This window comes from Tardiphaga sp. 42S5 (assembly GCF_034044155.1).
In the GTDB taxonomy this organism is placed as follows: Bacteria; Pseudomonadota; Alphaproteobacteria; order Rhizobiales; family Xanthobacteraceae; genus Tardiphaga; species Tardiphaga robiniae.
In genome coordinates, this window is sequence record NZ_CP139027.1 from 4,797,420 (window position 1) to 4,821,479 (window position 24,060).

Consider the following 24,060-nt stretch of genomic DNA (forward strand, 5'->3'; position numbering starts at 1 on the left):
CCGACCGTCCCCCGGTCGAGCGAACTAAGTTGGTTTCCGGCCGGTTGCACGGATGTTGATGGGCATAGGCATGTCGGTGGGCGGCGGTTCGCGTAGCGTCAAACGGCCGATCACATCGCTTCGCACTGCCGCATCCACTTCCGGACTGCCGCTCGAGTTGACGAGCTCGACGCGGCTGATGCGGCCGGTGTTGTCTGCCCAGATGCGAAACTGCAGCTGCATCACCGCATTCTTGGTCTTCTCGTTGGCGCGGATCGCGGCTTCGATCTGCGTCTGCACGATCGATGCGTACCACCCCCAACGACTGCCGCCGCCGCCACGACCGCCATAAGGGCTGCCGCCGACCTTGCTGCCGAGATTGAACAGATCGCCCGGCCCGGTCGCCTTGGCATCGAGCGCCAGCGGTCCCGGCGGCTCCTCGTTCTTGGCGTCCTTGACAGGATCGTCGGCCGGCTTCTCGACGGGCTTATCCTCGAGCGGCTGTTCGACCATCTTGGTCTCCTCGGTCACCTTCGGCTGCTCCATCATTTTTGGAGGCGGCGGAGGTGGCGGAGGCGGTGGTGGCACGATGTTCACAACCGTGAGTTCGCGAACCTGCTTCGGCGCCGGCACATCGCTGCCACCGCTCATGAAGTACCAACCACCGGCAAACATCACCGTGATCACGGCGACGGCGCTGCCGTAACGGATATAGGCCGTCCGACTGTTCCGTACGTCCTCGTCCTGTTGCTGTTCGAATGAATTCTTCACGACGCAGCAGCCTCCAGCATTATCTCGTCGGACAGCTTCTCAACCACGTATTGCAGAACGAATTTCACCACCGCATCGAAGTCCGTCGTCTGGATGATCATCCGCGTGCCGCTGGGCGCTTCGATCACCAGATCGAATTCGGTGCTGTGCGTATCGAATTCGATATAAGCGTTGTCATCGATCGACAGCCGCAGCAGCGGGCGATGCGACAAAGTCAGCGACAGGCAATCGAACTGCGGAACCAACTCCGCCACCCGACGGCGCAGCAGCTCCGCCAACCGCACCAGGAGCGCCTCCCCGCGCAGCGGGAATTGCAGCACGGTGCCGCTCTCCTGCTGCAGGCTCGGCTCCGAATCCGCGCAAAGCGGCAAATCGACCTGGACCAATTCCTTCTTCGACGCCCCACAACGCAACCAGGACCACAGGGTCGCGAACGCCCGCTTGGTTTCGTCAGGAATGTGGCTGGCGCTGTGCATCGACGTGTTACTTCACGAGTGGTTTGGTGGCGAGACCGACCTGGGACAGGCCGACGCGGCCGAGCAGATCGAGCACATCCATGACGCTCTGGTACTGGGTCTGCGCATCACCGCGCAGAACCACCGGGAATTCCGGCGTCAGAGCTTTTTGCTGAACCAGACGCTGCTCGAGCTCGGGCAGCGTCACCGGAATGGTGTCCAGGAATATCTTTCCGTCATTGGACACGGTGATCGCCTTGGTGGTCTGCGTCGCGAGACTTGGCGCCGCAGATGCCTTCGGCAAGTTGACCTTCTGTCCCTGCACCGTCGCCGTCGTCATGACGATGAAGATGATCAGCAGCACATAGGCCAGATCGAGCATCGGCGTGATGTTGATGTCGTCATAAGGCTTGTTACGGCTCTGAAGCTGCACAGTGATTACTCCGCAGCCTGGCGGTGATCCATGACGGCTTCAGGCGAGTAAGCCTCGGCCATCTTGGTCACGAACTCGTCGATGAAGACCTGCATGTCGGTGGTTAGTTCGCCGATACGGGTAACCAGATAGTTGTAGGCGAACAGCGCGGGGATCGCGACGAGCAGACCCGCAACCGTTGCCACAAGCGCCGCCGCGATGCCCGGTGCAATGGCATTGACGTTGACGTCGCCGCTCTCGGCGATGGCTGCGAAGGTGATCATGACGCCGACCACGGTGCCCAACAGACCAAGGAATGGACCGCCGGAGATCGAGATGGTGAGAACCACCATCATCTTGTTGAGACGCTGGCTTTCTTTCACGAAGGCGCCATCCAGCGCCGCACGAATGGCAGCAATCGACGGACCGCTCAGGCGCAAAATCTTTGCGCCATCACCGAAGCGGTAGCTGATCTGCTCGGCGCCGACGTGATAGATGCGGTACAGCGACGAAGCGCGGAGCATCTGCCCCTCTTCGGCGCTCAACCGGCTACCGAGCACAGCGGCAGTCTCGTCCACGTCACCGCGATCGAGCGCTGTGAGGTTGTCGGCGAGCTTGCGGAAGCTCTTCATGAAGCGGTCGTTGGCGTTGGCCTGCTTCTTGAGGTAGCTCGCGCGGTCGAACGTCACGATCCAGCTGGCAACAGCCATGATCATCAGTAGGCCGATGACGATCCAGCCGTCGATGGTCACCGACTTCAGGATCACCGCGACATAGCCGGACATCCAGCTTGCGGTTTCTTCATCGGGGCTGAAGGCGATCAGCTTGGCGGGTTCGCTGCCCTGTTCGACGGCGGCGAACTTGATGAAACCAGCGGAGCGCGCAATCTTGGCGATGTGCAATTCATCGATGTCACCCACAAAGCCGGCCATGGCTGCGACAGCGACGGGCGCCGCAACGGCTTCAGCAGCGGGCGCCGTGCCGTCGGCAGCAGGTGCCGTAGCGTCAGCGACCGGGGCAGCAGGTGCTGCGACGACAGGCGGCGCGGAATCTCCGCCTAGTCGGGCAACGCCGGTCAGTGGCGGCAGCGCGGCGCTGAGGGTCGCATAGGCAGCACCGTCGAGATAGACGGTGACCGTGCCACTCGCCGCAACAACGGCGAGATGGTGCCAGGAATTTGCAGCGACCGGAGCGCCGGCGCCACTGCGCTGTGTACCGACCGCATTGCTCACCTCGACGAATGGGGCACCATTGTCGAGACCGATGATTAATGCATTTGCGCCATCGCGACGGCTGAACAGCGCCGAATTTGGCTGCAGTGCAGCCGGTTTCATCCAGGCCGACCATGTGAATGGCGCGCTGTCGGCCATGCCGAGCGAAGGCGAAGCCGGCAAGGTGACGATGTTGCGACCGTCCAGACGCAGACCGGTACCGATCAGTGCACCGTCAGCCGGCTGGCCGACGCTCTGTGCGTTGTTGGCCCAAACCGACGAGTCGATCGCCGGCGTGCCGCGCTCGTTGAAATGATAGACCAGCGCCGTATCTGAATCGTAGGTGCCCTTGGCGTCGTTGGTCGCGGCCGCTTTCTTGTTGCCGTAGTAGATCCAGAACTCGGACTTGGCGCCCGGCGCCACGTTCGGCAGTGACACCCAAACCAACGCTTCGCCAAGCAGCGAGTCCCACTTCTCAACGTGATGCTTCAGCGGAGTCTTGTCGTCGGAGGCCACGAAGCGCAGGTCGCTACCGTCATCCTTGGCAAGGCTGAAACGAAAATTGCCGACATGCAGACGCACCAGCGTCGGCACAGTACCGATCGGATCGGTGATGTTGGCACCGGTGGCGCTGACATCGATATTGATCTTCTTGCGCAGCTGCCACTCGTCATTCCACCAGGCATTCGCCGTGGATGGAAACAGCGTCATCGCGGCGGCGAAACCGAGCGCGAGCCCGGCAGCCGCATTCTTCATTCGTCGGCGCAGGACAGAAATGCCATCGCTCATTTGACCAGATCCCATAGCCATCAGAATTCACCCCAGATTCGGAAGTTGACGCGCGCCGTATTGGCCTGCGAGTAGGCTTGGCTGATCATGGGCACCGAATAAGCGACCATGCCGTTGACGCCGTCGAAGACTTTGAAACGTGTGCCGGCGCCGTAGCTCCAGACATCGAATTTCGATTGTTGTTCAGGCAGCGGACGCTGCACGTTCACGTGGCCGGCATCCGCAAAGCCGAAGAAGCGCCACTCGTTGAAGGTCACGAAGCGTGGCGTACCCTGCCCGGTCTCGTCCTTCATTTCCTTCTGCAGCATCGACCCGATATCGGGCGAACGCAGTTCGAGGTTACCGACGACACCGTCATCGCCGAGAACTTCGGACTCAAGATAGCCGCGGACCGTATCGAGGCCACCGACGCTGAACTGTTCGCTGGATACCTGCGGGCCATCCGAGACCTGGCCCTGCACCTTGCCCCAGAGCTGGAAGCCTTCAGGCAATTCTTGGGTATGCGTGAGATCGACGTTCAGATGCGAGAAGCTGCCGGAAGCCCAGGCACGCTTGTTATCGAAAGCAATCCAGTCACTGCTCGATGGGCGCATATTTGCCGTGACCGACACATTGAGCTGCGTGAGCGACTTCTCTGCCTGGAACGTCGCGCCATAGCTGGCGACGAACGGATAGTAGGTGATCGGAGTGGAGAAGCCGCCGGTGAAGTCGCGCACCGTCTGATCAAAGTGCTTGTAATCGATACCGGCCGAGAGTGTGTGGAAGAAGTTATCGCGCGCAGGCAGCGTCATGACGGCACGGCCACCGACGATCTGGCCGGGGCCGATCACGTTCATGCCGCCCACGGTCGCAACGTCGCTGCTCGACTTCACGCCGTAAACCAGCAGTGTCAGCCAATCGATACCCTCGACACGCGCGAGATATGAGCCCGAAAACACCTCGGCATCGCTCTTGTTTTCCGGCGCAACCTGATAGGTGAAGCTGAACGAATGACCGAGCTGCCACAGATTATCGTAGCGCACGGTACCAATCATGCGCGTGGCCGATGTGTTGGGCGAGCGGCGATTATTGACTTCAAGGCTGCCGTGAATCGGCGCCTTGTCCTCGACCGTCAGATCGACATCGACCGTGCCTGGGGTGACGCCCGCGCGCAGCGCCGGCGTGACACGGCGATCGGGCCACTGGTTCAGGCCGACGATATCGCGCGTCACATCATTGAAGTTCGGCACTGTACCCTGCTTCAGCGACGTCGCGCGGTTCTTGATATTGGCAAGATCGAAATAGCGCGAATTCTTGACGCGCACCTGACCGACCTTGAGTTCGGAGACCTTCAGGATCACGCGTCCGGTCAACGCATTCTGCTGGGGAACGGAGACGCTGACGGTCTGGAAGCCCTTGTCGTGATAGGCTTTTTCGAGCGCAGCCCGGGCCTTCTCCACGTCATCGGCGCTACGACCGGGGCCAAGGAACGGATAGATCGCCTCCTCGACATCGATCTGCGGCAGGGTGTCTGCGCCCTGCACGGCGAAATCATCGATATCAAAGCGCTGCAATGGCGCTGCGGGCGCCGCTGGCGCTTGCTTGGCATCCGCTTCAGCCTTCGCGTCCTTGCCATCTGCTGCGGACTTGGCAGTGGCCGAGGGCTTATCCGATTGCTGGCTCGGCTTCGCATCGGCCGTCACCGTCGAAGCAAAAATAGCGCCGATGCTCGCAAGCATCAGGGCGGTTGGCGCCGAGCAACGCAGGAAGTGTTGCTTTGTCCAGCCTGCGCCGACACCGTCTCTGTTCAGAAGAAGCATATATCAAGCCCATAAGAGGGCACACCGAGCACGAGCCGCACGCCCATGTTCAGGTCCCTACCTCTTGAAGACGTTTGGGCCGATCGCAACCCGCAAAAGAAAATTAAGAGGTTGGTGCCACCCGAATCACCGACAGAACGCGGTAGCAAAACGGTCGCGAAGAATACTGCGCGCAACACGCAGCATGCGACGGTTTGAAGACAACCAAAGAGAAAAGAGAAAGGAGAGCAATCAGCTCAGCAGGACGATGCCGCCCGGCAGCGCGCGCACATTGGCGGCAAACAGCTGCCGCACCTGCGCAACGAAATCATCAAGCCTGTCAGTGTGAAACGTACCGTTGACAAGGCGCTGGCCGAGCTGCGCATTGGTCACGACGATCTTGCCTGGGCGATAACGATTGACTTCAGCCACTACGGCCGAAAGCGGCTGATCGCGGAAGATCAGCAATTTCTCGCGCCATGCGCTCGAAGACCCCGCATCGACGATCGACACCGGCCGCCCCAAAGGATCTGACGCCGAATAACTAACCTGCTCGCCGCGGCCGAGCCGAACGCTGCGTCCGCCATGCGAGATGGTCACCGAGCCTTCATTGCATGTCGCAAGAACAACACCGTCGATGCATCGCAGGTTGAAATCTGCAGCACTGGAAGTAATTTGCCCATCCGCAGCGATCATCACCAGGGGCTCGAAGCTGTCGCGCCGCGTGGTGATCGCCGCCTCTCCGGAAATCAATTCGATCCGCGGATTCACATCGTTCCCACGAACGGCGATGCTGGTCTGGGTGTTCAGCTTGAGCGCGACATTCGATGCCAGCTTGACGTCGAGCTGCTCACCCTTTGCCGTCCGATAGTCCGCCGACAGTTCGGCAAGCGATGGCCACATCTCCAGCGGCGGCTTTACGATCATGTAGCCCGCGACGGATGCCGCAAGCGCGCCGCCGATCAGGCTACGACGGCTGACCATCTGTTTTGCGGCCGACACACGTACCACGAAGGGACGGACATTGCGGTTCTCAAGCTCCGCTCCCATCGCGCCAAGATCGCGATACAAGCGCACCGCTTGAACAAAGGCTTGCTCATGCAGATCGCTCTGCCGGCGCCAAAGCTGCAGCTGCTCGGCATCTTCAGTCGTCGCCTTGCCGGAACGCAGCAGCAGGATCCAGTCCGCCGCACGCTCGAGCAAGTCGGCTTCGTCGAGAGGGGCACTCACGAGATCACCACCAAAAAGGCGGAAGCTTGGGCAGGGATAATGATGTGAGTCATTGTCGTCGCTGAGCTTCTGATTCTGCTATTGGGGGCCGCGAAAATTACCTTCTGATGTATAGACGGTTGAGGCAAGGCTATCCCGCAAGCGAAAATAACAATAATTAACGGGCTTCGCGCGACCGCAACAACGGCCCGGTGATCAAACGCAGGAAATGGCAGTAAGACCGCAATTATTTGGGGCGCGGGCCACCGGATCGTCGCAGCAACGTCCGGCCGAGGCGCGCAGCGCAGTGCTTCAGCGAATTGCGAAGATCGATCTCGACAGTCCGGACGCTGACGCCAAGCTGCGCAGCGATCTCGTGATCCGGCATTTTCCTGACAACGGCGGCCAGGAACACCTGGCGGGCTCGGCTCGGCAACTCGGCAAGTGCAAGATCAAGTGCCTGAATATCCTGCCGGCCCTCGACGATCGCCGCCGCGTCGGGCGACTCGTCCGGAATGTCGAGCAAGGCGTCGATCGCATCCATACTCAGCAGACGCTTTTCGCCACGACGCCGATCTGTCGCCACGTTGAGCGCGATGCGGAACAGATAATCTTTCGGACTGTTCACCGCCGGGGCATTCTGCATTTGCTCGATGCGCAGGAAAGTCTCCTGTAACGCATCGCCCGCCAGATCTTCCGACCCCAATCGTCGCGTCAAACGCTTGAACAGACCGCTATAATCGGCCGTCAACACGTTCCGCAGAGTTGTACGATTTGCCCCAGTCACCGGCTATAGCCCTTACGCGTAGAAATACTCGTCTCAGCAGCACGGTGTTACCCATCGCACATGACAGATTGATTACGAAACTAGAACACCTCGAACTCAACAGAGATGTGAGACTATCGCGCATCGAAGGTGACGGGGATCATCACGGTTAGAAGCTCGGGCATATCGGCCGGAATGCGCGGCAGCGGTTGCGCGCGGCGGATCGTTTCGATCGCTTCCCTGTCCAGTACGGAGCGCCCTGAACTCAACTTGATATCGACGCGAACGATGCTGCCATCGCGGCGCATGGCGAACATGACCATCACCGTTTCCTGCGAGCCATCGCGGCGCGCATCGATCGGATAGCGCTGATAGCGCTCGATATGCGCTTCGAGCTGGCGCTGATAACGCGTTGCCGTTCCCGCCGGGACTGGGCGCGCCTGCCCGCCTCCCGCCGGCTTTTGCTCCGGAGATGCCGCGGGACGTGGCGGGAGTAGCGGCTGTGGCGGCATCGCCTGCTGTTCGACCGGCGGCAGCACCTGCTCCGAAATCGTCGGCGTCACCTGGAAATCGGCAATCGGCGGGCTAGCATGTAGTGAAGCTTGTTTCACTTCAGGTGAAGGCGTCGGCGACGGAAGCAATTCGACCTGAATCGTCGAATTGCCCTGCCGCGCCGATGGACCAGTGGGCATATGATGCAGCCAATAAACACCGGCGGCGAGCATCACCGGCACCAGCACGACGCTACCGGCCAGCCAGCGCCAATGCCAAAAGCTGCCCGAGGTGTCGTCATACTGATCGGATACGGGATTGCTCCGTGTCAGATCCAGCGCTCTCCAATGTGCTGGCGATGCCATCTGATCCTGCCTAGCGCACGGTGATCATGACCATGACGGGCTGCGGCGTGTTCGCAGGCGGAGCCTGGCTCACCTGTAGCCCATCAAGCAGCCGCCCGATGGCATCGTCCCGCTCCTGGTCGCCCGACGAACGGAACAACTCGGTCCGTTTCACGGTCCGCGGTCCGTCGATCCAGAGTTTGATACCCGCACTATAGCTGCCATTGCGCGTCTTGGCTTCCTTACGCAAAGCCTGCTGGATATCGGACTGGATCACGCCGCTATACACCCGCAATTGCGACGGATCGCGACTTTCCCGTGTACTGCGAACCCGTAACGGATCGAGCACCAGATCTGCTTTATCAAACACCGCAACGGGCGGCATGTCGGGATCTGCCGAGGCCGGCACCAAGGTGATGGAATTGGCGCGGGTGTAGCGGATCAGCAGATCGACATCGCCGAGCAAAACCCGCAGCGCCGTGTCCCTGGTGAAATCGCCCTCGACCAATGTTGAAACAAGATTATTGGCCGCGCTGCTTTCATACAGCAACTGAACGCCGGTGATCTTGCTATACGTCTGCAATGCAGAGGCCAGTGGCTGAATCGGAATATGGAAGCGCATCAGCGCCGGATTTTCTCGCTGTTCGCTCGCGGCCAGCGCCGAAATCATTGCACCGAACACAACGATGGTAGCACCAACGAACAACAGCGGAAAGAAACGGTGACAAGCAACGCTGATGCACGCCCTCGACCTCGCCCGAAGGCGCATGAACAGTTCGAGATCGTCCCACTGCCGAATAGCACTCATATTACAGACTTCGACTTATTGACCTCGACCAGAACACTGACAATGCCCGTAGTCGCTGGCGACGTTGCGTGAGGCACTCATATCGGACGCGCAATGATACAGCAAGGATACGGACGCACCAACTCTACAGCCGACGATAGCGATTGCTAAGCCGCCACACTCGTTTACGTAGTTTTTGTGACACGCATGTTATGTATCTCACTATATTTCGATTCAACGCGAAAGATCGGCGTTCAATATGGCGCCAACCGCAACTGTCGGCTGGCACCACGTCGCAAATCACTCCGTCATCATTCTTTATCGATCTTCCAGGGGCAGCATCTGCGCTTGGACATCCGGCTGCACTCTGTAGCGCGCGACGTAACGGTGCTGCGATCGTTATAGTTTAGCGCGTCGACTGTGGCGCCTACATAACCTGGCCTTCCCCCGCTTGCGCGCCGTCCAGCTCGCTTCCACCGCAGCCATCGCCGAGCACTTCCATGATGATGACCGAGGGATACGCGTTGCCGCTGCCCTGAATCGGCCTCGCCGTCTGCCGCGTCGCCGCTGAAGCATTGGAGTTCGACAACGCTGCGCTGGTGCCCGGCATCTGCACGGTCGGCAAGCTCGTCGACGTGCCCTTGCGCCGGATGATCACCACTTTCAGCCTGCAGCGCCGCCAGATCGACGTTGCCGAAGACTCCGGAGGCGACCTCGCCCGCGTCGATCATCCACGCTGTCCGTCGTCGCCGGCATCCAAGCCAGGCGCCGTTTCTCAAGGAAAAGTGGCATCGAGGAATGTACGGCACTCATCAGTGCCCTGTTATTGGATTGCTGACTCCTGAATATCCCTTCCCGAGAAGCGTCTCGATCGCGAATTCCGCCTTCCCTCCGGCGCTGACGACGCTTTGCGCCGCCAGGAACCGGTATTGCGCAGGTTTGGTTCCATATCGCATCATCTCGCCGTTCTCAGCGAATCTGTCACCTCCCCGCAATCTCGGCGAGGCGTGATCTTTCTGCGTCCGTCAGGACCTGTTTCTGCTCTTGATTCAGCGGTCCGCTGCCGACGACTTGAATGACACTGTTGGTGTTGTAGCTGCGTCGATCATCCGACTTGCGGCGGTCGTCATCCTCACGCTGCTGAGTGTCATTGCCGCCCCCGCCATATCCGAGAACTTCGACAATAATGACCGTCGGGCGCTCGCCGGTCCCTGTCTGGGTCGCGTCCTTGATCGCGTCTGAGGCCGCCTTGTCCTTGGTTTCGACATTCAGGCTGACCGGCGCTGCAGCGACCTTTGGCAGGCCCTTGGATTCGCCTCCCACCTTGATGTTCTCGGCATTGAGCACGAACATCGCGGCCACCGTGAAGTTGCCGCTGACCCGAATGCCCGCGTCGCCGGCATCGACCGTCCCCTGCGGCGCAATCAGCGTCACGTCGCCCTCCTTCACGCCATCGAAGCCGATGATCGTGCCGATGCCGCTGCCGCTGATATCGGGTTTCTCCTGCACTTCGGTGATCGCATCCACGTCCGTGGTGACATCGGGCGCCGAGGGAACGCGCGCCGTCTTCGAGCCACGGCCGGCGTCGATGTCGCCGAGCGTCGACCAGATCACTTCGTCGCCGCCGCCGAATGTCAGGATGCGCGAGCGATTCACCGTCACGCTGTCCCTTGCGAAGATGTTGATATCGCCAGCTCCGAAAGTCACGAGGCCGCCGCCAGCCGGCACGACCGTGCCGAGCGCGGCAACTTGCAATCCGCCCCCCGGTGTCAACGTCTCCACGCTGCCGCCGGCCATGGTCCGGAAAGTCGCATTGCCGATCTTGACACCACCATTCCAGTCTTGCCCCGGAAATAGCGTCTCGATGGCCGTGTAGCCGCGGCTATAGCCGCCATTGATCGGCTGGCCTTGGGCATTCTGATTGTCGCCGGCAGCCTTCAGTTCCTGGCTCAAGACGTCGCGCAAGAAGCGTTGTTGTGCCAGCGACGGCAACGCTTGGAAGCGCGACCACGCCTCGAGCGGGGACACGGTCGTACCGGTGATGCTCTTGATGAAGGACACCAGACCGGACCGCGCGGTGTGTTCCTCGCCGCGACGGGCCTCGACAAGATCGATCAGATAGATCGGCAGCACCACGCCATCAACAGTGGTCTTGAGATAGTCCGGCATCGCGCCGACATTGGCTGGATCGAGATAGGCTGCGATCATCGCATCGTAAGTCGGCTGTTTGCCTTTCAATCCCGCCATCACCGAGATCGATGCACCATCGCGCGGAAGGCCGTGCACTTCGCTGAGGAGGTCGGCACGAACGCGTTCCGTGCCCCCCAACACGCTGCCATCGTATTTGTCGAAGTTTCCTGCACTGAATATCTGGAACGCGGTGCCATAGACGTCGCGTCCCGCGGCGAGCGCGATGGCGCCCGGGCCCTGAACATCGATATCGCCGCCGATGATATCGGTGCCAGCTTCCAGGACCGATACATCGGTGCGATGCAGGTTGCGCAAATTGTAGTTGATGTTGCGGATGTCCGTTCCGGCGCGGAACCAGGTCTGCTCGTTTGTCGTGACCTTCGCAAGTTTCGGGCCGACCGGGGTGTCGATCAGCGATCCGACGATCGAACCGTTGCGCGCGAAGACGCGGCTCGGCTCCATGTCGTTCTGATTGACCAGCTGCTGCGGATTGCTCGCGCTGATGAGATAGCTGCGCAATGCACCGCTATCGCTGGGGGCCCATCTGGCCTGCTGTTGATTAAGCAACAGGGCCGCAAAGCCGCTTTCCTCAAGGGATTGGAAGTCCCTCGGCGTCAGTTCCATGCGCAATTGCAGCGGGGCAGCGCTGATGCCGCCGAACGGCCGCAACGGGGTCGGCATCATGTCCGGATTGGCGCGCGACATGGTGATCTCGCCGAGCACGACATCCCGTTCCGCCAGAATACGGAGTTCGGGATTCGCGCCCGTCGAGGTGAACATCCGGTTCTGATTGGTCACCGATCCGTTCAGCGCGGCGATGCGCGTGACCGATGGATAGAGATTTGTCGCCAACAAGCCGATCATCGAATAATCGACATCAGGGGCATAGTAGCTGCTGGTTAGGTCGAGCTGCTTGGAAAGAAAGCGCCCCTGGTTGGTCAGCGAGACGCTGCCGCCGACGGAGACCAGTTCGAGAGAGGTTCGGTCCGTGTAGCCGCTCATATAAGCATTGTTGCGCGCGCTGCCGCCCGACAGATAGGTGTCGGAATTGAGCAGCAGCGGATCAATCACGGTCTGCAGGATCAGATCGCCTGCGGTTTTCACCGTCATCACGGCATCGCCCAGCGCAAGCACAGGCGCGATATTGTAGACGACATTGCCTTGGGCAAATTGCGCGGACACCGTGCGGCCATTGGCGAACTCGCCCGCATTGATGACGCCTTCGCCGCGGCCGACATAATAATAGCCCGCGCGAACCGTGCCTGTCGCCTCGACCTGCATCAAACCGCCATTGCGCATTTCGAGATGCATCGCTTCGCCGCTCGATCGCCCGCCGCGGACGCGGCCGTTGGTCGGTAGCGCCACCAGCATGTTGACGAGGTCGCCGCCGGTCTTGACCACCACATTGCCGCCGCCGAGGGCGCCGACGCCTTGCTGGAATTTGCCGTAATCGATCCACCACGAGCTTTGCTGGTTGGTCTCGAAGACGAAATCGGAGTCAAGCGAGCCGATTTTCTTCAGCCATTCCATGAAGAGCTGGTTGTCATCGGGATCGGTGGGCAGCACCGACGTCGCGTTGCCCTGCGCCGCGATCCGCAGATTGCCACCGCCGATGCCATAGGCCGCGTCGGTCGGGGTGACGAAGTCCGCATATACGGTCGGATCCGCACGACCCGCGGTATAGATCGCCGAGGTGTTGTGCGCGAGCAGCAGATCGCGGCCGGCGACGATATCGAGATCACCGGTGCCGGTGCGGACGACGTTGCCGGACGTATTGCTGCCGATGGTCAGCGTACCGCTGCCGGCGGCCAGCGCCGCGAGCGGCTTCACGGTCAGCGTGCTCGCCGAGGTCAGGTCTGCGCCGGAAACCAGACGAAGATCCCACGATGCCGTGTTCTGCAACACGCCGCTGCTTGTCGCGGACGAGAAGCCGTCGCTGATATTGCCGAGGATGGTGAGATTTCCCCCCGCTCGCAGCGTCAGGCTGCCCATCCGGGCAGCGGCGAAATCGCCCGCCAGGTTCCAGTCTGTCGCTGCCACGAGATCGCCGGTGCTGCGAATTTCGATGCCGGGCATCACAGCGATGCCGGCGCCTGCAGTGAGCCGTGCGGCAATTGCCGCGGCATGGCCCAGGAACGTGTTGGCATGGGAGACCGCATCGGTTCGCACCGCATCGACGGAGCCGCTGTCGTAGACACTGACGCCTTCGAGAACGCTGGAGCCCGCGCCGACGATGCTGACCTGGAGGCTCGCGACGTTGATCTCGTCGTGTCCGGCTTCCTGGAGCGCGCGGAAGCGAACCCGACCACCATCGCCGCCGGCCACATCGATCACGCCGCCGCGGATGTCGAGTTGGCCGCCGCTCGCCTCGAGCGTGACCCGGCCACTGCCGAACTCGCCGGTCGCACCGGCCTGCAGCAAAGCCGAGCCGAGCATGGTCAGCCCGTTGCCGGCACTCACCGAGATCCTGCCGCCATATCCGGAGCGGGTATCGATCGTCCCTGCCAGCGTCACCGAGCCCTGATCGGCCACCAGCGTGAAATCGGCGACCTGCGTCAGGCCATCGACCACCACATTGCCGGAGCGGATGCGGAACTCACGCGACGCCGAGAATCCGGCAGCGTTCAGTATCTGGCTCTGCCCCGCAAAATCCGGGAGGGCTGCGATGTCCAGCGCAAACGAGCCGCCCGTCTGGCCCGCGCCAGCATGCGCCTCGATGCGTCCGCCGAGTACGACGGTGCCGCCATTCGACGCCACCAAAGACAGTTTGCCCGCAGCGCCGCGGTCCGCATGGGCGGACAGGTTGAGATAGCTGCCAGGCGTCATGACGACGGACCCAGCCGCCGTCAGACCAATGCTGCCTGCATCGGCATATTGCGCGACATCGTAGAACTGCTTCCTGAAGCCGCCGACATCGATCACACCTGTCGGGGCGATCACCACATCGCCGGCAGTCGATGCGAGATTGACCGAGCCGCCGAGAGCGACGATCCGTCCACCGAGTTCGACGCTGGTGCCGGTAAATCCGAAACGGGCACCGAGACTGGCTTCCGGATTATCGAGCGGCGTATCGCCGCCTGCGAGAATGCGGATCGCATTCTGCGCCGTCAGTGATTGCGCCGCGCCGCCGCGCCCGGTCACCACCGGGCTCACCAGCGTCACCGCCGCGGTGCCCGCATCGATCGACCCGCTGCCCTCGCCGGTGATCTGGCGGTTGGCCCGCAACATGACCGTATCGAAGCCGCGCAGCGCCTTGGCGCCGCTGCCGAGCACGATTTCGTCGGCAGTCAGCGACAGCTGAACGGTACCGACCGCGCCGGGATTGGCGAAACTGCCGCCGCTGTTCTGGAAAGCGATCGTCTTGCCGGTGACGGCGATCGCGCCGGTGCCATAACCGACCAGACCGGAAGCATCGAACGCGACCTTGTCGAGACCGGCATTGCCCAGATTGACCGATGTATAGAAATCAATGGTGCTGTAGCTGCGCAATGTCAGCGCCTGCGTATTGGCGAGTTGCGCCAGCGACGTGGCATCGAGGACGAGACCGCTGCTGCCGCCGCCAAAGCCGATGCGACCGCTTGCCACCGACATCGCCGCGCCCGAGAGCTTCGCACTGCCGGCAACGACGGTATTCTGCGTGGCATCCAGCAGCAAGGCGTTGCCGCCGGACAGGGTCGCATTGGCGCCGATGCTGATGACGCCGCCCGTCGATGTATCGACACTCTGGCGCAGCACGTTGACGGCGTTGCCCACCGACACCCGGAGCAGCGCGCCATAGTCGCGTACCGGAACGAGCAGCACGTCGTTGCTCGGATCATAGTCATTGTTGCCGCCGGGATCGCCATAGACCGCCGCCTGCTGGGGCGCGATGACGAGATCGACGCCGCTGCCCGGTGATTGGCCAGCCGCCACGATGACGCTGCCTTCGGCGACGCGGACCTCGCCGCTCGCGGCAAGCAGGATCTCCGGCCCGCTGAGGCTGCTGGACGCATCATTGCGAACCAGAATATCGCTCGCCGCGACATCGATGCGCAGACCGCGCAGATCACCGCTGCGCACGCCGCCAATCAACAGGCTCCCCGCGCCGAAATTGCTCAGCGATGTGGCATCGATGATCAGGTAGCCGGAGAGATCGGAGCGGTTCTGGCCTGCGCCGACGATGGCGATCTTGCTGCCGGAAATATCGACGAGTCCGCCGCGTCCGCCTTCTGCGGGTTGCGATTTGAGCGTGCCGTCGAGAACGAGCGTCGAGGACGCCTTGAACACGACCGAGCCGCCGTCCACCGGCATGCGCGGCGTCACGACATCGACGCCGGTGAGGCGGTACTGGCTGAGCTTGAACGCGTCCGATATGAAATAGCTGTTGGCGGTGGCCTCGTTATATTCGCTGTAGCTGCGCAGCGTCGTTCCCGACATCACGCGCCAGGACGACTGGAGCTGATCCGCCCCGCCGCCATAGCTATCGGCCAGACGGCCGGCCATGGTCGTCGAGCCATCCGCCATCGCCATCGTATTCGGCGTCCGTGCCGTCGCAGATCCCTTCACCATCGACACCGCGAAGGCACCCGGCAGCAAGGCGTAGCGCGCCGGGAGCAGCGCGTACCAGCCTGCGGCGAGCCCGTTGCCACCCGCCAGCCAGATCTTCTGCTGCGTTGCCGCGGATGCGCTGAGCCCTGGCATGACGGCATACATGCCCGAGCCGGCCAGCACATCATGCGAGCCGCCTGGACCCGGTACATGCTCCCACGCATACAGATCGCCGCCGCCGCGAATATCGACCACCGATCCCGTGGCCAGCGTGACCTTCGGGCCTTGCAGGACGATGCTCTTTTCCGGCAGACGGCTCAGCGGCAGCGCCTCTTGTTCCAGCGACTGCGTGACCGCAGGGGCGTTCCAGAATTCATTGTTGGCGAGCGTACCGTAAGGCAGGATCAGGCCATCACCGGACACGGACGTAATACTGCCCGCGAGAAGCGTGAGACTGTCGGTCGCCGTGATCATGATGCTGCCGAATGGCGCGCGCACCACGCCGCCCTGCACGATGACCGGCGCTTCGAGCTTCAAGGTGCCGGCAGCGGACAGCGGCAGGCCGCTGTCGCCATTGCTTCGAATTTCAAGTTCCGTACCCGCTTTGATTTTCGCCACGATACCCGTTGCGGGATAGACCTGAGCTGCCGTGAGCGTCAGTTTACCGTCCGCGGTCAGATAGGATGTGCGATCCGCCGTGAGATCGGCGTCGGCGATGAAGGCGCCGAGACGCAGGTCGCCCGTCACCAACCGCGTTTCGGCGAAACCGGAAAATGTCGCGCGTGTCACGTCGAAGAGATCCGCCGTCAGGGTGATCGTGCCGCTGCCCGCCACTCCCGCCGAGCCGTTGCCGGACAGGATCTGGATGTGGGGTGCAGTGATGCTCGCAGCACCGGCGCCGCCACTGACGATCGGACTTCCGATCGAGATCGATTGTGCGACCGCGAGATCGACGCCCGGCGCAACCATGAGCACCGTGGAATTGGTGGTGAGCGTGCCGAAGCCGCCGCCATTGACGGCATCGGCGGACATCTTTGTCATGCTCACGGCAACGTTTGGCAACTCCTGCCACAACGGAATGGTCGCGCCGGGATCGACGTAGAAATGCTTCCTGAGCAGATCGAGCTGATTGATCAGTCTGGGCAGGATCAATTCCAGCGGCTGGTTGGCGGTCGCCGGCGTGCTATCGGATTTGGGATTGACGAAGGCGAGACCGCCCGTGCGATTCAGGCCGACCGCTTGCTCGATCTGCGACAGCACAGTCCAGAATTCATACGTCAGATCCCCACCTGACGTGTATTCGTGATAGATGTCCAGATCGAGATAATAACCCAGATTGAGATCGAGGGCCTTGATCACGCCGTCATTGCGATCGCGATAATACAGCGTGTAGGGCAGCGAATATGAACTACCGGGTTTGGCGATCGACGCGACGCTGATGCTGAGATCGCCGCCTCTCGCCCGGGCGCCGCCGGCCCTTGCAAGCAAGGTCGCATCGACCACGTCCGTTGCTTCACCACTGAATTTCAGCGAGATGCTGCCGCCATTGCTCGCCATCGTGTAGGCATCGGCGCCATTGCGTCCGAGGTCGATATCGAACGTACCGCTCGCGCCGGAGACGTCGATAAGCGCCCCGCTTTCGAGCGTCATCTTGACAGTTTTATCGAGGCTTACGGCACCGCCGGCCAGGACGCTGCCCGAGCGGATGCCGCGTTTGTCGGTCTCGACCACCGCAAGGCCGCGGGCGAGAAGCCGCGCGCCCGAGGTGAGTTTCAGTTCGCCGTTGGCACTGAGCAAGATCGCGCCCGCCGGAGCTTCCAGCGTACCGCGAACGGTCATGTTTCCCGACTCGGGTATTGCCGATGTCCCCGGATTACCCGAGGCGACCAGCGTGATCGAGCCGAGCACGTCGGTGGTCAAGACCGCGCCGGCACCGATCGAGACATTGGCGCCGGTGAGGCTCAGCGTCGTGGGCTTGAAGTCAACCCGCTGCTCCAGCGGCAGAACAGTCAGGCCTGCAACATCACCGATCCGCGTGCCGGACGCGATGGTGGCGGGATCGATACTGCTCAGATCGACGCTCAGCGGAATCTGCGAGATGATCGCGCCGTCCGCCACAGTCACATCGCCTGTCGTCGTCAGTGCAAAGCCGCGGAATCCGCGATCGGCAAACAACGAGGCAGGGAGCCAACCGATGGCAGGATCGGTCGGCGCCGTACCGCCGATCCGGATCTCCCCGGTCGATAAGACGGTGATCGTGCCGCCCGAGGCGGCGGAATATCCGCGCAGATCGAGGCCAGCCAGTTGCGCGGTCTTGGTCGGCGCGATGGTCAGCGCACCGGCATCGCCCAGTTTCAGCTTGGGCTTGATACCGGACGTGTCATACCAGCCGCCGCCGGAGACATCGAGCGTAACGCCTGGCGCAAAGTCGCCGGCGACGTCGATCGTACCGCCTTTGATGACGGGTGGCAGCCAGCCGCGTGGGCCGTTGAACCAGACGCCGCTGACATCGATCTCCGCCGTGGCGCCATAGGTGGCCGTCGCGGTCCCGCCGAATCCAACCTGGCCACCCGCGATCCGGACACTGCCGTCGATCGTGAACTTGGCCGGATTGATCGCACTGACATTGGCGAAGACATTGAAGCTGGTGCCTGGCGCCAGTTCGAGCTTCTCATCCTTCGCCAACGTAAAACCGTTCGAGACATGGAAGAGGAACTTGGACATGCCGGCATCGGCAAGCACGTCCGGATCGAGATAGGTGTCTTTCTGCCGCACGGATGGATCGCTGGCCGGAGGCTGGACATACCAGCTCGGGTCAAGCGTGCTCGTGACGTTGAAGCCGGTCGGCAACAGCTTCGGCTCATCAGTGATGATGAGATTGCCGACCAACCACTGCCGGTGTTCGTCGCTGCCGCCACCGATGGTGAACGTGCCTCCGGTCGCAAGCTTGCCGGACGCCGCTTGACGTTCGCCCGTAATCACACCGCCCCAATAGCTGCCTTCGAGCACCATGGCCTCGGCGGCGAAAAACTTGATCGAGCCGGCCGCGCGACCTTCCGTATAGCCGCGCTCGAAACGCCTCGACTGATTGCGATCGAAAACGGAAGACCAGGTCTCGGTCAGCTTCGGGGCTAGCTTGCCCTGGACGTTATGGGTCCGCGAAAACGAACCCGCGAGGCCGATATAAAGCTGATCCGGCATCGCTTTGCCGATATCGTAGACACGCCCGTCGGCGCCGAGCAGCCGGGTGGTGGTGATCCAGCCGTCCTGGTAGCGCACCGATCCGCCGGAGACGTCGAGCAGCGAACCCTGCCGCGTGATGATCGACCCGCTCGACTTGATTGCAATCGACGCCTTCGCAGCATTGGCAGACAACTCTCCCAACGTGGTCTTTCCAACGCCGATCCAGCCCGAGAAATCGCCGAGCGGTGTACCCACCCAAGCGCCCGGAGATCCCGTGATCCACTGCACGTCGGCCATCGGACCGTCGGTGAAGAGGCCGGCCACGCGCTTGTCCACGCTGACGGTTTTGCCGCGCAGCCATGAATCCCGATAGAGCGGCGTGTCGCGCAGTTCGTTGATGCGGAGTTCGCCGGTGACCGTGTTGCTCTCCATGGTGAGCAGCATGTCCTGCAGGCCGGCGACACTCAGATAGGCGTCTTCGCCGATATAGACGCGGCTGCCATCGCGCTTGGTCGGCTCGCCGACGATCGGCGTCTCGCCCGACAGCGTCGATGTGCTGGCGACGATGCTGATGGTGCCGGTCGGCACGATCACATTGGCTTTGGCCTCGATGTCGATCAGCTTGCCGCGCATTTCGATGCGGCCGGCACTGTAGCGCGTCGCGAGCGACGTCTGCTCGATCTCGCTGGTATCGGTCAGATCGGGCATCGCCGTGGTGACGCTACCCGAACCGAGCGTGAGCGAACCTGCTGTCCAGAAGCGCAGCGACGCCGGTACAACGTCGCCGCCGTAGGAGGCCATCCCGTTTTCCCACGCGCGCAGCCGGATCGAGCCATCGCGGTTGTTCAGCGCGGTCGAGGCCTCGAGCGCACCACTTTGGGTCACGGCACGCGATATCAGCGTGATGTTGCCGTGATCGGCTTTCACCATGCCGTTATTGACGACGCTGTAGCCGACCGACGCTGCACGCGCCGCCATTTCGGGGAATACGATTGCGTTCAGACCATCCTGATAGTCGCCGAAACTGCCGGGGGTCGAATTGGCCCACCGTTCCATCTGGAAATAGCTGAACACCCACCGCATCGGCGCCGACACGGCAACATCCAGACCGCGAATGCCGGATTGATCGGTCGCCAGATAAACCTGCTCGCCGGCAGCCAGGATCACCTGGCCGTCGGTCGCGGAGATGCGACCGCTATTGACGACATGCGGCGCAAACACCAACGCCTTGCCGCCGGATGCCATGGTGATTTGCGCGCCCGCCTCGATGTGCACATCGCCAGGCGCATCTCCGATCACGACGCCCGCGACCTGCCCCGGGGCATTGAGGCCGATATATCTGTTCGGATTTTCCTGACCGAGATAACCGAATTGCGGCTTGGCGATGCTGCCGCCTGACGGATCGTCGAAGATCAAGAGTTGTTTGTTGATACCGGCGCGGAACTGCTCGTCCGACAGGCTCAGCGACGATGCGACGAAGCTGTTGACGTTGACCTGGCTGGCGCCGCCGAACACGATGCCGTTCTTGTTGATGACATAGACCTGCCCATCGGCCTTGATGGTGCCGAGAATGCGGCTCGGCGCCAGCGATGGATCGGTGACGCGATTGAGCGCGATCCAGTTGGCCTTGTCCGCACCGCCCGCTGTCTGGTTGAAATAGACGTCGGTCTCGCGGCCGACATTGAAGCTCGACCAGTTGAGGATCGCCTTCTGTTCGGTCTGCTTGATCTCGACCTGGGTACGACCAATCGCTTGCACTTGCGACGGCGCTCCGGCACCAACCCAGACATCCGGCGTCGTACCGGCACCCGGCGCGACCACGAGGCCACCCGCCGTCAACCCGTTGGGCACCCCGCTTCCTGTCGCCGCCAGCGCGGCAGCACGGACTGCACTCTGCGCGTCACGCATGCCCTGCAAGGCCTGGGCAGCACGTGCCATCGACTGGATCGCCTGCCGGCCTGCGGCCGAAGACTGTTGCGCGCTTGCAGCCGCGGCAGCCGCTGCGATCGCCGCCGGGCTGCTGGGCGCAGCGGAGCCGCTGCCGCCCAAGCCGCGCGCATCTACCTTCGCTACCGTGCCGAGCAACGCCAGAAGGCTGACGCCAACGAGCATCCTGCTGCGGTTGAACGACTTACGCGTGTCGCGCGATGGCGAAGTGGTGGCATGAACGACCATGGAGACTCTCACAATTCCGAAGGCAGACAGGATTCGCCGGGAACGACTCCGGCAAATGTAACGTCCTCCCTGAGACACCTGAGCCTTCGCGGCCCCCACCGGAAATTTATGAATTTTTCATGTCACTGCGATCGCGAGCCAGCGCAGGTAACGGCAGAGGTCAGCCGAGCAGGATCAATCCGCCCGGCAAGGTCCGTCGACGGACGCTGAACGCCAGTTCGATCTGGGCCAGGGCATCGTCGGGACGATCGATCTTGAAGCGACCGTTGACGGGGCTTTCTGCGAGGCTTCGGTCCAGCAGAACGATGCGGCCCGACCGGTAGCGATTCAACTCGTCGATCACGTCACCGAGCGGCGTCATGTTGAAGATCATCAACCCACGCTGCCACGCAGAAGCGACCGCAGGATCAATGGTAAGAACATCTTCAATCACGTCGGCCCGATAGCTGACCTGCTGACGAGGGCCGAGCGTCATGGTGCGGTCAAGATGCTCGATCCGGACTTCGTTCGCGAAGCATGTCACCCGCACATGCGCACCGATATGGCGGATATCAAAACGCGCATTCGTGGCGGACGCCCTGCCGTTGCCGGCAACGACCTCGAACTGCCGCGGACGGCTTTCCGGAAGCGCGAACGAGGCCTCGCCCGTAATCAGTTCGATGGCATCCGACGCCACCGAGATGCTCGTCCGTCCATTCATCTCAATCGCAACCCCGTCGGACACCGAGATAGTCCGTTGCTCGCCGACACCGGTTCGGAAATCGGCCTGCAATTCGGCGAACGATGGCCAGAGATCGAGCGGTGGCTTCACCAGCATCACCCCGGCTGCCGAGGCTGCAAGCGCGCCGCCGAGGAAGGCGCGGCGCCCCATCGTCCTCGCGCGCCGCGCAGACAAATCCGACGGCGCCCGGCTGTCCTCCAAAACGCGCGCCGCGGGGCCGAACTGACGCCACAGCCGGCTTGCGGCGGAGAACGCAGTTGCATGCGCGGGGCTCCGCCCGCACCATTCGCGCAGCGCATCCGCGTCGGTTGCGGTGGCCTCCCCTGATGTCAGGCGCCGGACCCATGCATGGGCTTCACGGTCGAGAGGCGCCAGTTCATGCGTGGATTGCATCGTCATATCTTTTTCCAGCCAAACCGCGTCGCGCAATATTCCTGCGCCTGCTGCAATTCCTTGTCGACCATGCTCACCGATATTGAGAAGCGTTTGGAGATCTGCAGCCGCGACGCTCCTTCGACGCGCGATGCCAGCAGGATCGCGCGCTGCCGCGCCGGCAGCCGTGCGAGGATCGCGCCGAGACGCGCGATATCGGAGCGGCCTTCGAATATCTGCAATGCATCGGGGGCTTCGTCGGCGATGTGGAGCAGCCCCTCAACTTCGACCGCCGACAACCGGCGCTGGTCGGCGCGCACGCGGTTGAGAGCAATGTTGAAGGCGGTCCTGAACAAATAAGCGGTCGGGTTGCGCACCGTTCCGGTCAGCTCGGCGCCGTTCAGGCGCAAATAAGTGTCCTGCAGCGCCTCTTCGGCCCATTCCTGCGAGCCAAGGCGACGCGCCAGCCGGGTTTTGAGATCGCCATACCGGTTGATCAAAAGCTCCTGCAACGCCAGCAGTGCCGACGCACTCTGCGGGCGCGATGAGAAGCAATCGGCCGGCTCCGGCATGGCGGGCAAATGCGGTTTCTCAGCCATTGCGGCCGGCACTTCTGGTCGGACGGCAATCGACGGTGCCGCCGGACGATATCGGCAGCACGACGATCGTGAACGGCTGCGGCATATGAGCGGGCGCCGGCCGCCCGATCGCAAGCGATTGCAGCGCGTTGAAGATGGCGTCGTCGCGCTTGTCGTCGCCGGACGATCCAAGCAGGTTGAAATGCTCGACCCCGCCTGCCGGCCCGACCCCGAAATTCAGCGCGACACGGTAGTCTCCCGGACGCGTCAGCGTGCTTCCACACAGCGCATCGCTGATCTTTTCCTGAAGCAGCGCGGAGTACCCCTGCTGGATCGCATCCTGCTGTATGATGCCGGCTCGCGCCACAGCATTGACCAGTTTCATCGCCGGCGAGACGCCAGGAGCCGCGACGATCGCGAAAGCATCTGCCGCGGCGTATTCCGCCCGCAGACCGCTATCGTGCAGCAGCAGCGCAAGTGCCGCGGCCGGCGTGAAGCGCCCCGCCACCGTCTTCGACACGCGCCCGATGGTGAGACGCCCCTGATAGAGCCCGACGATGCCCGTCGTGGCGCTGTATCGATCAAGCGCCGACGCCAGAGACTGCCGAGGAATGTCAAACTGCAAAACCGTGTCCGACGCGACCGTCTCGGATAGTGCGACCCGCGAATTCGCGATCAAGGTGAATGGGAGCACGCTGGATACCAAAAAAGTGACGCGAATGACTGCGTGCCATCGGCGATAACGGCTCGATGAGCACCAGGTCTTCACGCCGACACATCCTGAACAGGAATACGATGCGGTCGCACGCCAGCAGCGACCAATAGCCCGTCCGTCTCTTACGCTCGTTTAGGTAACAGTTTGGTGACACCCCCGGTCAACTCGACTTCCGCGTAGAACTCCCAACAATTAGCAGGAAGCCAGAGAGCACTCACGGCTCGTTCGAGCCAAACGCGGACATCGGAGGCGATGCCAATTTATCTAAAGGGGCACCTCAATAGTTCTGCCTCGGATACTGTCGGTGCCCCAATTGAAGCAATGGTTACCGATTTATAGCCATTACCTTCGGAGAAAACCGCTTCAGGCGGGATCACCGCTTGCCGAACACTAATTAGCTTGTTGCCCCGGTCTGCCCCCTGAAATTCGGGGGCAACAGCGATACCAGCAATTTTCGGATTGAAATGGTGCCCAGGGGCGGGATCGAACCAACCGCCAGTAAAGACAATAAAAACAATAATTTAAGACTACCGCATTTGAGCTCTGTGTATCACCCACATGTAGCATTGTCGACCGGTCGAATGCTGTCATCTGGATCTTGATCAC

The 24,060-nt window shown here is 62.0% G+C and carries 14 protein-coding genes; all 14 read right to left on the reverse strand.

Features of this window, described 5'->3' with window-relative positions; all coding sequences use genetic code 11:
- Positions 1-24: 24 nt before the first annotated feature.
- Positions 25-750 (reverse strand): TonB C-terminal domain-containing protein, encoded by a 726-nt coding sequence (locus tag SFY93_RS22390; protein WP_320444636.1) that lies wholly within the window; start codon positions 748-750, stop codon positions 25-27.
- Entirely contained in the window at positions 747-1,226 is a 480-nt protein-coding gene (locus SFY93_RS22395; protein ID WP_320444637.1) for a hypothetical protein, read from the reverse strand. Before SFY93_RS22395 ends, SFY93_RS22390 begins: the two co-directional genes overlap by 4 nt.
- 7 nt (positions 1,227-1,233) lie before the next feature.
- On the reverse strand, positions 1,234-1,638 hold the full coding sequence (locus SFY93_RS22400; protein ID WP_068731594.1) for an ExbD/TolR family protein: 405 nt from the start codon (positions 1,636-1,638) through the stop codon (positions 1,234-1,236).
- 5 nt (positions 1,639-1,643) lie between these two features.
- Positions 1,644-3,617, reverse strand: coding sequence for a DUF2341 domain-containing protein (locus SFY93_RS22405; RefSeq protein WP_414716947.1), 1,974 nt, complete (start codon positions 3,615-3,617; stop codon positions 1,644-1,646).
- 20 nt (positions 3,618-3,637) lie between these two features.
- Positions 3,638-5,416, reverse strand: coding sequence for a ShlB/FhaC/HecB family hemolysin secretion/activation protein (locus SFY93_RS22410; protein ID WP_320444638.1), 1,779 nt, complete (start codon positions 5,414-5,416; stop codon positions 3,638-3,640).
- 231 nt (positions 5,417-5,647) lie between these two features.
- Positions 5,648-6,625 carry a FecR family protein gene (locus SFY93_RS22415; protein ID WP_320444639.1) on the reverse strand — a complete coding sequence of 326 codons (978 nt, stop codon included), beginning with the start codon at positions 6,623-6,625 and terminating at the stop codon, positions 5,648-5,650.
- A 226-nt stretch (positions 6,626-6,851) separates the two neighbouring features.
- The gene (locus SFY93_RS22420) at positions 6,852-7,358 is read right to left on the reverse strand and encodes an RNA polymerase sigma factor (protein ID WP_320444640.1); all 507 of its coding nucleotides are present in this window, start codon (positions 7,356-7,358) and stop codon (positions 6,852-6,854) included.
- Positions 7,359-7,504: 146 nt separating this feature from the next.
- Positions 7,505-8,227: an energy transducer TonB family protein gene (locus SFY93_RS22425; protein WP_320444641.1), complete on the reverse strand. Its 723-nt coding sequence runs from the start codon at positions 8,225-8,227 to the stop codon at positions 7,505-7,507.
- A gap of 10 nt (positions 8,228-8,237) precedes the next feature.
- Positions 8,238-8,876, reverse strand: coding sequence for an STN domain-containing protein (locus tag SFY93_RS22430; RefSeq protein WP_320444642.1), 639 nt, complete (start codon positions 8,874-8,876; stop codon positions 8,238-8,240).
- Positions 8,877-9,420: 544 nt separating this feature from the next.
- Complete coding sequence (locus tag SFY93_RS22435) at positions 9,421-9,654, reverse strand: hypothetical protein (protein ID WP_320444643.1); 234 nt, start codon at positions 9,652-9,654, stop codon at positions 9,421-9,423.
- Positions 9,655-9,974: 320 nt separating this feature from the next.
- Complete coding sequence (locus SFY93_RS22440; RefSeq protein WP_320444644.1) at positions 9,975-21,068, reverse strand: filamentous hemagglutinin family protein; 11,094 nt, start codon at positions 21,066-21,068, stop codon at positions 9,975-9,977.
- A 160-nt stretch (positions 21,069-21,228) separates the two neighbouring features.
- Complete coding sequence (locus SFY93_RS22445; protein WP_320444645.1) at positions 21,229-22,218, reverse strand: FecR family protein; 990 nt, start codon at positions 22,216-22,218, stop codon at positions 21,229-21,231.
- Positions 22,185-22,760: an RNA polymerase sigma factor gene (locus SFY93_RS22450; protein WP_320444646.1), complete on the reverse strand. Its 576-nt coding sequence runs from the start codon at positions 22,758-22,760 to the stop codon at positions 22,185-22,187. The genes SFY93_RS22445 and SFY93_RS22450 overlap by 34 nt, the downstream gene beginning before the upstream one ends.
- A complete protein-coding gene (locus tag SFY93_RS22455) occupies positions 22,753-23,433 on the reverse strand; it encodes a hypothetical protein (RefSeq protein WP_320444647.1) in 681 nt (226 codons plus the stop codon). The genes SFY93_RS22450 and SFY93_RS22455 overlap by 8 nt, the downstream gene beginning before the upstream one ends.
- Positions 23,434-24,060 lie beyond the last annotated feature (627 nt).